The organism is Granulibacter bethesdensis (assembly GCF_001889545.1).
GTDB classification, from domain to species: domain Bacteria; phylum Pseudomonadota; class Alphaproteobacteria; order Acetobacterales; family Acetobacteraceae; genus Granulibacter; species Granulibacter bethesdensis_B.
On the sequence record NZ_CP018194.1, the window covers coordinates 2,435,505 to 2,446,846 of the forward strand.

Sequence of the window (11,342 nt, forward strand, 5' to 3'; positions counted from 1 at the left end):
GATGATCCCAGGTGAAGTTTTTTCAGCCCCCGGCGAGATCGTTCTGAATGATGGTCTGCCCGTGACGAAACTGGTCGTCGCCAATACCGGCGACCGTCCGGTTCAGGTCGGCAGCCATTATCATTTCGCCGAAGCCAATCCGTTGTTGCATTTCGACCGGGAAGCGGCGCGTGGACAGAGGCTGGATATTCCCGCCGGGACCGCGATCCGCTTCGAACCGGGGCAAAGCCGGGAGGTTCCCCTGATCCCCTATCGCGGGGCCCGAATCGTGCATGGTTTCCGGAACGAAACCGGAGGAGCACTCTGATGGCCCGCCTGTCCCGCGCCGCCTATGCCGGCATGTATGGCCCCACCACCGGGGACCGCCTGCGTCTGGCTGATACCGATCTGATCATCGAGGTCGAGCGCGACCTGACCACCTATGGCGAGGAGGTCAAATTCGGCGGTGGCAAAGTAATCCGTGACGGCATGGGCCAGTCGCAGATGACCAACGCCGCCGGTGCGATGGATACGGTCATCACCAATGCCCTGATCGTCGATCACTGGGGTATCGTGAAGGCGGATATCGGGCTGAAAGCAGGCCGCATCGCCGCCATTGGCAAAGCCGGCAATCCCGACACCCAGCCCGGCGTGGATATCGTGATTGGCCCCGGCACGGAGATCATCGCCGGAGAGGGACGCATTCTCACTGCGGGCGGGATCGACGTGCATATCCATTTCATCTGCCCGCAGCAGATCGAGGAAGCGCTGTCCGCAGGCATGACCACCCTGTTCGGCGGCGGCACGGGTCCGGCCCATGGCACGCTGGCCACCACCGTAACGCCCGGCCCCTTTCATCTGCACCGGATGCTGAAGGCCGCGGAAGGATTTCCGATCAATCTCGGTTTTCTCGGCAAGGGGAATGCCGCCCTCCCCGCCGCACTGGAAGAGCAGATCCTGGCAGGCGCCGCAGGGCTGAAACTGCATGAAGATTGGGGCTCCACGCCTGCCGCAATCGATAACTGCCTGTCTGTCGCCGATGCGCTGGATGTTCAGGTTGCATTGCACTCGGATACGCTGAACGAGGCAGGCTTCGTGGAAAGCACCATCGCCGCGCTGCGGGGGCGCACCATTCAGGCCTTCCACACGGAAGGCGCAGGTGGTGGCCACGCACCGGATATTCTGCGGTTGGTGGGGGAAGCCAATGTGCTGCCCAGCTCCACCAACCCCACCATGCCCTATACGGTGAACACAGCCGACGAGCATCTGGATATGCTGATGGTCTGCCACCATCTGGATTCACGCATTCCCGAGGACGTCGCCTTCGCGGAAAGCCGCATCCGGCGTGAAACCATCGCCGCCGAGGATATTCTGCACGATCTGGGGGCCATTTCGATCATCAGCTCCGACAGTCAGGCAATGGGGCGGGTAGGAGAAGTCATCATCCGCACCTGGCAGACCGCGCATAAGATGAAGCAGCAACGCGGCAGCCTGCCCGGTGAGACAGGCGATAACGACAATCTGCGGGTGCGGCGCTATATTGCGAAATACACCATCAATCCCGCGCTTGCGCAGGGGATCGCCGATCATGTCGGCAGCGTGGCGGTGGGCCGGTTTGCCGATCTTGTACTGTGGTCTCCGGCATTTTTCGGCGTCAAACCCGATATGGTGCTGAAGAATGGCACCATCGTGATGGCCCCGATGGGCGATCCCAACGCCTCCATCCCCACACCGCAGCCGGTACATTACCGGCCTATGTTCGGCGCTTACGGAGCAGCTCTGCCGGAATGCGGCCTGATTTTCGTCTCCGGGGTTTCTCTTGCACACGGTCTGGCGGAGCGCCTGCAAAGCCGCCGCGCCCTGCTGCCGGTGAAGAACACCCGGTCCGGCCTGTCGAAACGGGATATGGTGCTGAATGATTACTGTCCGCATATCGAAATCGACCCGGAAACCTATGAAGTCAGGGCCGACGGTGAACTGCTGATCTGTGAACCAGCGGAAATATTACCGATGGCGCAACGGTATTTTCTGTTCTGACTATCCGTGCTGTTGCAGGAATTGATCCATAATGACTGAAATCGTGCCTGTCGCCCGTCACATCCGCCGCAGCGGCGAATGGAATGCCTCCCACGCCGATGACAGCGTGAGACTGGATTATGATGACCGGCATCGCCGCCGCAGGGTCTACACCACCGAACAAGGACGCCGGATTCTGCTCGATCTGACCGAAGCAACCGTCCTGCGGGATGGTGACGCCATGCAGGCCGAAGATGGCACATTGATCGCCGTGAGGGCCGCACCGGAACCTCTGATCGAGATTACCGCGCATGGTACAGGCGAACTGGCGCGGCTGGCCTGGCATCTGGGCAACCGCCATCTTCCAGCACAGATCAGCGAGAACCGGATTCTGATCCGTGATGATCATGTGATTGTCGCCATGCTGCGTGGACTGGGTGCGCATGTGCGTTCCGTGACCATGCCGTTCGATCCTGAAGGCGGCGCCTATGGCGAGCATAACCGGCATCACGCGCATACCCATGGTCATCCACATGCGCATACGCATTCACACGATCATGGGAACGATCATACCCACACGCATGACTGACGATTCTGCCTCTCTCCCTTCCACTGGCGATGCCGCGCTGTACCGGCTGCTGAGCTGGCTGTCTCCGGCCTATCCGGTCGGGGCCTATACTTACAGCCACGGGCTTGAAACCGCAGTGGAGGATGGTCTGGTGCGTCATCGGCAGAGCCTGGCCGATTATGTCGCCACCGTGCTGCATGACGGAGCGGGAGCAATTGACGGTCCGTTACTCGCCGCTGCATGGCGGGCAGCACAGGCAGAAGATCATGCACAGCTTGATGAACTGGCTGCGCTGGGGGCTGCATGGCGCAGCAGTGCGGAAACCGCTCTGGAAACTTCTGCACAGGGGCGGGCTTTTTGTGATGTCACGCAGGCGGCATGGCCTGATCCAAGCTTTGCCGCTTTCTGCGCCCGTCATGAGGACAGCATCGTCCATCCCGTCGCCTTCGGAGTTGCCAGTTGCTGGCAGGAGATTCCGCTGCGGGCTGCTTTGTTCGGGTATCTGTCTGCTTTTGCCGCCAATCTGGTCTCTGCCGGTGTCAGGTTGATTCCGCTGGGCCAGACGGACGGTCAGCGGGCACAGGCCGCACTGCTGGATGATCTTCAGCGCGCCACCGATTACGGGCTGAACACCTCACTGGAAGACGCAGGCTCGGCCACCCTGATGCTCGATCTGTTCTCTATCCGTCACGAAACGCAATATACGAGGCTGTTCCGATCATGACCGCCCCCTCTTCTTCCGACCGCTCCACGCATGGCCCGTTCCGGGTGGGGATCGGCGGCCCGGTTGGCTCCGGTAAAACCGCGCTGACAGACCGTCTTTGCAAAACCCTTCGTGATTCCTACAACATCGCCGTCATCACCAATGACATCTATACGCGGGAAGATGCGGAATTCCTGACGCGCTCCGGCGCGCTGGCCCCTGAACGAATCGTGGGCGTGGAAACAGGCGGCTGCCCGCATACTGCCATTCGCGAGGATGCTTCCATCAACCTCGCCGCCGTGCGTGATCTGAGCCAGCGTTTCCCCGGCCTCGATATCCTGTTCATCGAGAGCGGCGGCGATAATCTGGCAGCCACTTTCTCACCGGAACTGGCTGATCTTACGCTGTATGTCATCGACGTCTCGGCCGGTGATAAAATCCCCCGCAAAGGCGGCCCCGGCATTACGCGATCCGATCTGCTGGTCATCAACAAGATTGATCTCGCCCCTCTGGTGGGGGCCGATCTGGGTGTGATGGACCGCGATGCCCACAAGATGCGCGGGACACGCCCGTTTCTGTTCACCAATCTGAAAGATCAGCAGGGTGTGCAGGAAATCGCTGATTTCATCCTGCAAAGTGGTGGGTTTGTCACTCCGGATACCATCTGATCCGGAGTGATCTTCTCCCAAACCGCAAGATCGGTCGTGCGCGCCGTCACTGTGCGCGTCCACAATGGTACCTTCACGGAGGACCAGCCATGAAGGTACCGCTTCAACATTATCATACACGCATGCAGAGGGTGCTCGATTACATTGACCACCATCTCGATGATGAGCTGAGCGTCGAGAGACTGAGCAATGTGGCGGCTTTTTCGAAATATCATTTTCACCGGCAATTCACGGCGCTGTTTGGCCTGTCCGTTCACGACTATATTCAGCTCACTCGCTTGAAGCGGGCTTCTTTCCGACTGGCCTATCGCAATGCCGAGCGGATTACCAATATTGCGCTGGATGCCGGGTACGATGCACCGGATGCTTTCGCCCGAGCCTTCCGGAAACAGTTCCGACAATCCCCTTCCGCATTCAGGGCATATCCGGACTGGCAACAATTGCTGGAAACATTTGAACCACTCGACCAGGCCAGAAGCAGACGTATACAGCCACGCTTCACAACAGCGGATATCACCATCCGCGAAACGGACCCCATACCGGTTGCTATCATGACGCATCGCGGCGATCCGGCGATGATTGGCGCAACGATTCAACGCTTCATCGCATGGCGCAAGACAACGGGGCTGACACCAAGAATCAGCCCGACCTTCAACATCTTTCACTCCGATCCACACACAACATCACCAGAGGAATACCGGCTTGATCTGTGCGTTGGCACAGCCAGAAGACGTGAAGCAAACGGCGAAAAGCTTGAGCAGGGCATTATCCCCGGTGGACGCTGCGCCGTCCTGCGTGCCACGGGGCATAGCGACAATCTGGAACAGGCTGCCGCTTATCTTTACCGTGTATAGTTACCCATCAGCAATGAAACACCGGGAGATTTTCCGCTGTACCGTCAGCGTATCACCCTGTTCCCTGATGTCGCAGAACATGAGGCCGTTACCGATCTGTTCCTGCCGCTCCAATAAATCAGCGCGGCACAATAGCATCGCCTGTTAAAACAGTTCTCCCTCCGCCTCTTCCGCTCCGTCCCCCCGGGTGGCGAGCAGATTTTCGGCCTCTTCCGGCTCCCGTCCCTCGACACTGCGCAGGGTGCGGGCAACAGCGCGGGTGCGGACACGGGCACTTTCGATCGTGTTGCTGAAGGTACCAGCCTGTTTGGCCAGACGCTCCAGCACCTTATCCATGCGCTCCATCTCGGTTTTGGTCGCACCCAGCAGTGTTCTGATCTGATCGGCCTTCTGTTCCAGCGCCAGCGTGACATGGCCAAGATGAATGGTGCGCAACAAAGCCGGAAACACGCTCGGCCCAAGCACCAACACGCGGTGCAGACGCCCTACCTCGTCAATCAGGCCGGGAACACGGGCTATTTCCGCATAGAGCGCATCAGTCGGCACATACAGTACAGCAAATTCCACCGTACGCGGCGGCAGCACATATTTCGTCGCGATCTTGCGCGCCTCATCCCTGATGCGACGGGTCAGACCGGCCACTGCCATCCGCTCCGCCTCCACATCTCCCGCTTCCGAGGCAGCAAGCAGACGTTCGTAATCCTCCACCGGGAATTTGGCATCAATCGGCAGGTAAACCGGTCGATCCCCTTTCATCGGCATGATGACGGCGAATTCCACCACCTCATCACTGTCATCACGCAGGCGTTTATTGGTTTCATAACTGCCCGGCGGAAGAACATCGTCCAGCATGGCGCGCACCTGTGCCTCCCCCCAGCCGCCACGGGTCTTCACATTGCTGAACAGGCGCTTGATGTCGCCGATCTGGGCCGTAACAGCCTGCACATCGCCCATTGCCTTCTGAACCGCTGCGAACTGGTCGATAACGCGGGCAAAACTCTCGGTCATCTGCTTTTCAACTGCGGCGTGAAGCTGCTCGTTCACCGCCGTGCGGATTTCCGCCAGTCTGGTCTCGTTGCTTTCACGGAGCCGGTCCAGACCTTCCCGCAGGGCGGTATGCAGATCCCCGATGGCACGGCCCTGCGCATCCCGCAATGCCCCCAGAGAACCGGTGACATCCTGGCGCAGCGCCCCGGTTGCCGTACCAACCTCCGAGAAAATACGGCCCATGGCTTCCGTGTTCGCATCGCGCAATGCCGCCGACAGCGCACGTTCCATATCCAGCAAATGCCGACGCATCGCTTCCGTCTCATCACGACCCCGCGCATCGGACTGCTCCACCATCGCCGCCAGACGGGAAGGCAGCGACAGCACAAGCCACAGAACCGCCAGCAGGGTCAGAGCGGATAAAGCCAATGCCAGCATATCCAATGTCATGAATGCTTACCCTACCCTTTGAAGAGCGCCCGCTATCCGCTATGGCTAACCCCATGTCCCAAGATTCGCATTCCCTGCAATCCTCGACAAGCGCTGGCCAGCCTCCCCCGTCGTCGGATAGTTCTGCGGCAGCACCGGCCTTCATCCAATGGGTTCTGTCCGTCTGTGTCGCCTGCACGGTCGGAGCCATTTACTACAATCAGCCGATGCTGGGGGCGATCAGCAAACAGTTCCCCGATCATCCTGTCGCCATCGGCATGATCCCCACAGCAACCCAGCTCGGCTATGCGCTGGGTTTGCTGCTGCTGGTTCCGCTCGGCGATATGTTGCCGAGACGCCGTCTGATCCTGATCCAGACTGTGGCAGCAGCGCTGACGCTGATATTCGCCGGGCTGGTGCAGAGCGCCGCCGGACTGGCGGCTGTTTCAGTGCTGGTCGGGGTGGGGGCGTCTGTCACCCAGCAGATCGTTCCGCTGGCCGCCGCTCTGGCCGCACCATCACGCCGGGGTGCCGCTGTCGGCATGGTGATGAGCGGGCTGTTCTGCGGCACTCTGCTCAGTCGCACCCTGTCAGGCTGGATCACCGACATGTTCGGCTGGCACGCCGCTTTTGAGGGAGGCGCCGTGCTCGATCTTCTGGCGGCACTGGCTCTGGCGATCACGCTGCCCTCTCTGCCCCCGGTGACACGCACCCGCTATGGCGCGTTACTGCTGTCGCTCGGCACATTGTGGAAGCAGGAACCAGTCCTGCGACGCTCAGCCTTTATCCAGATCGGACAGTTCGCCGCGTTCAGTATTTTCTGGTCCATTCTGGCATTACGCCTGGAACAACCTCCTTTTGAACTGGGGGCGGGCGCAGCCGGATTATTCGGTGTCCTCGGCATTGCCGGCATTCTGATCGCCCCCGTGGCCGGACGTCTGGCGGATCGGCGAGGGCCGGAGCTGATGATCGGGGTTGGCCTGATTCTGGTGCTGGCAAGCTGGAGTGTATTCTACGCCGTACCAGGCATCGCCGGACTTGCCGCGGGGGTTGTGCTGCTGGATCTGGGGGTGCAGGCCACACAGATCTCCAATCAGCACCGTATCTATGCCCTGCGGGCAGAAGCGCGCTCCCGAATCAACACGATCTACATGTGCTTGATGTTTTTGGGCGGGGCGGCCGGATCGATGCTGGGCAACCTCGCATGGCACAGCGGTGGCTGGACTCTGCTGTGCCTGCTGGGGGCCACCATCACTGCACTTGCCATGGGCGTGCATGTAACGGCAGCCCGATCGCAAAGGCGGTCATAAAAGCCTATTTTGCCGCGTGCTCCTGCTCCGCAATCTCCAGTGCATCCGTGCGCCAGCCGCTGCGCACACCCCAATTGCTGAAGACCAGCGAAATCACCGACACAATCACCATGTCCCATCCATAAGGCAGGTAATCATGCCCTCCGAACGCGGCACTGCCTGCCCATGACAGGGCCGCCATAACGAGAAGATACAATACGAACCATCTTGCAGCCCGCACATCATCACCGGCCCCAACCCAGCCTTTTTTGCTCTGGTAGTAGATATAGATGGGCAAGGCGGCGATCAGCAGCAGGATGATGTAACCGGTCAAAGGCCAGCGCGCCCAGTACAACAACAGCGACGCGCACATGAAAGCGAAATGGCCAATGACATAAATCCCCGGCAAACGCACCGGGCGATTCATATCACGTGCGGTACGACGCAGGCTCATGGCACAGATCGGTATCATCACATAGCTGATGATCGTTGCCACTGAAATGGCTGCTGCCAGTGATCCCCAGCCACGAAAGAAATACAGAAAAATAAACGAGACACCGAGATTGCACCACAATGCCCCACGCGGAATCCCATAAACAGGATGCACGACACCCAGCGCATCCGGTGCCGTGCCATTGCGCTGCATTCCGTGCAGCATACGCGTGGTACTGGCCATATAGGTTGTACCGGTGCCGCTGGGGCTGACGAATGCGTCCAGATACAGCAGCATCGCCAGCCAGTTCAGGTTGAGAGCCAGAGCAAGCTGCGCAAAAGGCGAATCAAAGGTTACATGCGCCCAGCCATTCACAATCTGCGCAGGGTCGACGACACCCAGATAAGCCACCTGAAGCAACACATAAATCGCACCGGACAACAACACGGAACCGACCACTGCAAACGGGACGCTGCGTGATGGATTACGCGCTTCCCCTGCCAAATTCAGCGGACTTTGAAACCCGTTGAAAGCAAAGACAATACCGGATGTGGCAATGGCGGTCAGTACACCGGCCAGGCCGTAAGGCAGCATGCCACCACTTCCAGCCCCGCTGACATTGGGGGCATGAAAAGAGGATGCCATCAACGCCACTGCCGTTGCCGCCGGAATAATGATTTTGAAAACGGTAATGGCTGAATTGGCCCGTGCAAACAGTTTGACGCCCCAGTAATTCAGCAAAAAGTAAATAATCACCAGGCCGGCCGACAACATCAGCGCAAAACCTGTCAGTTCCCCGTTCACCATGAGATGCTGCGCCCATGGATAGGGCCATGAACTCATATACTGAACCGAGGCTTCAGCCTCGATCGGAATAACGCTGACAATGGAAATCCAGTTGGCCCATGCTGTCAGAAACCCAAGCAGGGAACCATGGCTGTAGCGTGCATAACGCACCATGCCACCGGATTCCGGCATCATCGTACCAAGTTCGGTACCCAGCAGCGCAAAAAGCAGCACGATGCCCATTCCCAGCAGCCACGCAAAAATTGCGCCTGGCCCGGCAAGATTGGCTGCTCGCGCCGCACCAAATAACCATCCTGAACCGATAATTGATCCAAGACCAGTAAACATCAAAGCCCAGGGACCCACATCCCGCTTCAATCGCCCAGCCATCAGCGTATCGCTGCTTTCAAGGGATGTTCCTTTTTTTTCTTTGCATACTGAAAGCTAAAGTCATTTATTATTATGATATCAGCACATCCCAGCCCTGCTGTAATCCCCAATCTGCTTGCCGAACGCTTAAATAACCGTCAGGGTTGAAGTGCGAACAGAACCACTGATCGTGCCGTTACCGCATAAACCTGTCCGATCCGGTAGGCACGGGTTTTGGCACTTTCCGGCTGGCTGGTGTCAAATGTCAGTTCCCATCGCCGTGCCCCGGCACAGGGTGGCAGATGAAACGGAACTTCCTCATGATGGGCATTGTAAATCACCAGCAACGTGGTGTCGGTTCCCGCCCGCCTGACACCGCTGGCCTGTGCACGTCCATCCATCAGCATGCCGAAGCACCGTGTGCCGTTTTCCCAGTCGGCAGCTTCCATCGTGTCGCCACTGGCAGCGATCCAGGTGACATCCTGAACGCCGAGTTCCTCATCATACGCGCCAGTCAAAAAGCGTCCACGCCGCAGGATGGGAAACCGGTCCCGCAAAGAAATCAGTGCCCGTACAAAAGCTATCAGGGCATGACCATCCGCATCGATGTCCCAGTCGACCCAGGAAATCTCGTTATCCTGACAATAGGCATTGTTATTGCCCTGCTGCGTGCGTCCGAACTCATCGCCCGCCAGCAGCATCGGCGTTCCCTTCGCAAGGAACAGCGTTGCCATAAGATTCCGCTTCTGCCGCTCCCGCAATGCACAGATCGCCGGATCGTCGCTCGGCCCCTCCACTCCACAATTCCAGGAGCGGTTATGAGAATGGCCGTCCTTGTTATTCTCGCCATTCGCTTCATTGTGCTTGTCGTTGTAGGTGACAACATCCTGCATGGTGAACCCGTCATGCGCAGTGACGAAATTCACGCTGGCCCATGGCTTGCGGCCACGACGGTTATAAATATCGGCCGAGGCGCATAGCCGCGCAGCCATGGCAGAGGCCGTTTCCTCTCCTTTCCAGAAACCACGCACCGTATCACGGAACCGGTCGTTCCACTCGGCCCAACCGGGCGGAAAGCCGCCGACCTGATAGCCGCCAGGCCCCAGATCCCACGGTTCCGCCACCAGTTTCACGCGGGAGAGAACAGGATCCTGCCGGCAGCTGTCCAGAAAGCCGCCTCCTTCATCGAATCCGTACTCTTCACGGGCGAGAATAGTTGCGAGGTCGAAGCGGAAACCATCAACATGCATTTCCTCCACCCAATAGCGGAGGCTGTCAGTCACCATCTGTAACACCCGGGGATGAGACAGGTTCAGCGTGTTTCCGGTGCCGGTATCGTTGATATAGTAACGTGGATCAGGGGCCAGCCGGTAATAACTGGCATTGTCGATACCGCGGAAAGACAGGGTCGGGCCACGCTCATTTCCCTCGGCAGTATGGTTATAGACGACATCCAGAATGACCTCGAGACCGGCATCATGCAGATGCGCAACCATCTCCTTGAACTCCGCCACTGCACCGGTGGCAGAATAACGCGGATGAGGTGCGAAAAAGCTGATCGTATTGTAGCCCCAGTAATTGGAAAGATTCTGTTCGATCAGGAAACGATCATTAATGAAGTAATGAACCGGCAGAAACTCGATGGAGGTCACACCGAGCGATCTGATATGCTTCACCACCTCCTTCACCGACATACCGGCGAAAGTACCGCGCAGAGGCTCCGGCACCATGGGATGGCGCATGGTGTAGCCGCGCAGATGGGTTTCGTAGAAAACCGTTTTTTCCCATGGCACGCTGGGGGGATGATCTCTACCCCAGGTGAAAGCGGAATCGATCACCCGGCATTTCGGCATGAATCGGGCGCTATCACGTGTATCGAATGAAAGATCTTCATTCTCATTGCCGATGATATAGCCGTGGCAGGCATCATCCCAATGCAGATCGCCCACCAGAGCCTTGGCATAAGGATCAAGCAGCAGCTTGTGCGGATTGAATCGGTGCCCGACCTCCGGCGCATACGGGCCGTGTACGCGATAGGCATAGACCTGCCCAGGCCGGGCATCCGGCAAATAGCCGTGCCAGACCTCATCGGTATATTCGGGCAATTCAATCCGCTGTAATTCCCGCATGCCTGAAGAATCGAACAGGCAGAGCTCGACTTTTGTCGCATTGGCGGAAAACAGCGCGAAATTAACGCCCAGCCCATCCCAGGTTGCCCCCAGTGGATAGGGCAGACCCTCACTGATGCGCGTTCTCATGAT

10 protein-coding genes are annotated in these 11,342 nt (G+C 58.6%); 7 read left to right on the forward strand and 3 right to left on the reverse strand.

What is annotated here, in order from left to right:
- Position 1 precedes the first annotated feature (1 nt).
- The 6 genes from GbCGDNIH8_RS11195 to GbCGDNIH8_RS11220 all read left to right on the forward strand — a co-directional run bounded on the left by GbCGDNIH8_RS11195 (position 2) and on the right by GbCGDNIH8_RS11220 (position 4,788).
- Complete coding sequence (locus tag GbCGDNIH8_RS11195; RefSeq protein ID WP_072573248.1) at positions 2-307, forward strand: urease subunit beta; 306 nt, start codon at positions 2-4, stop codon at positions 305-307.
- Positions 307-2,016 (forward strand): urease subunit alpha, encoded by a 1,710-nt coding sequence (ureC, locus tag GbCGDNIH8_RS11200; RefSeq protein WP_172822951.1) that lies wholly within the window; start codon positions 307-309, stop codon positions 2,014-2,016. Before GbCGDNIH8_RS11195 ends, ureC begins: the two co-directional genes overlap by 1 nt.
- Before the next feature lie 31 nt (positions 2,017-2,047).
- Positions 2,048-2,584 carry an urease accessory protein UreE gene (locus GbCGDNIH8_RS11205; RefSeq protein WP_072573250.1) on the forward strand — a complete coding sequence of 179 codons (537 nt, stop codon included), beginning with the start codon at positions 2,048-2,050 and terminating at the stop codon, positions 2,582-2,584.
- On the forward strand, positions 2,577-3,287 hold the full coding sequence (locus tag GbCGDNIH8_RS11210) for an urease accessory protein UreF (RefSeq protein WP_072573251.1): 711 nt from the start codon (positions 2,577-2,579) through the stop codon (positions 3,285-3,287). Before GbCGDNIH8_RS11205 ends, GbCGDNIH8_RS11210 begins: the two co-directional genes overlap by 8 nt.
- Complete coding sequence (ureG, locus tag GbCGDNIH8_RS11215) at positions 3,284-3,934, forward strand: urease accessory protein UreG (RefSeq protein WP_072573252.1); 651 nt, start codon at positions 3,284-3,286, stop codon at positions 3,932-3,934. The genes GbCGDNIH8_RS11210 and ureG overlap by 4 nt, the downstream gene beginning before the upstream one ends.
- An 89-nt stretch (positions 3,935-4,023) precedes the next feature.
- Positions 4,024-4,788 (forward strand): AraC family transcriptional regulator, encoded by a 765-nt coding sequence (locus GbCGDNIH8_RS11220; RefSeq protein WP_253736033.1) that lies wholly within the window; start codon positions 4,024-4,026, stop codon positions 4,786-4,788.
- A gap of 144 nt (positions 4,789-4,932) precedes the next feature.
- Here GbCGDNIH8_RS11220 and GbCGDNIH8_RS11225 read toward each other — a convergent pair whose 3' ends face one another.
- Entirely contained in the window at positions 4,933-6,225 is a 1,293-nt protein-coding gene (locus tag GbCGDNIH8_RS11225; RefSeq protein ID WP_072573253.1) for a DNA recombination protein RmuC, read from the reverse strand.
- A 53-nt stretch (positions 6,226-6,278) separates the two neighbouring features.
- On the opposite strand from GbCGDNIH8_RS11225, the gene GbCGDNIH8_RS11230 reads away from it, so the two are divergent.
- Positions 6,279-7,514 carry an MFS transporter gene (locus tag GbCGDNIH8_RS11230; protein WP_072573254.1) on the forward strand — a complete coding sequence of 412 codons (1,236 nt, stop codon included), beginning with the start codon at positions 6,279-6,281 and terminating at the stop codon, positions 7,512-7,514.
- Positions 7,515-7,518: 4 nt separating this feature from the next.
- Here the strand turns inward: GbCGDNIH8_RS11230 and GbCGDNIH8_RS11235 are convergent, their stop codons facing one another.
- Positions 7,519-9,102 carry an APC family permease gene (locus GbCGDNIH8_RS11235; RefSeq protein ID WP_072573255.1) on the reverse strand — a complete coding sequence of 528 codons (1,584 nt, stop codon included), beginning with the start codon at positions 9,100-9,102 and terminating at the stop codon, positions 7,519-7,521.
- A gap of 137 nt (positions 9,103-9,239) precedes the next feature.
- Positions 9,240-11,339 carry a glycogen debranching protein GlgX gene (gene glgX / locus GbCGDNIH8_RS11240; RefSeq protein WP_072573256.1) on the reverse strand — a complete coding sequence of 700 codons (2,100 nt, stop codon included), beginning with the start codon at positions 11,337-11,339 and terminating at the stop codon, positions 9,240-9,242.
- Between the last annotated feature and the right edge of the window lie 3 nt (positions 11,340-11,342).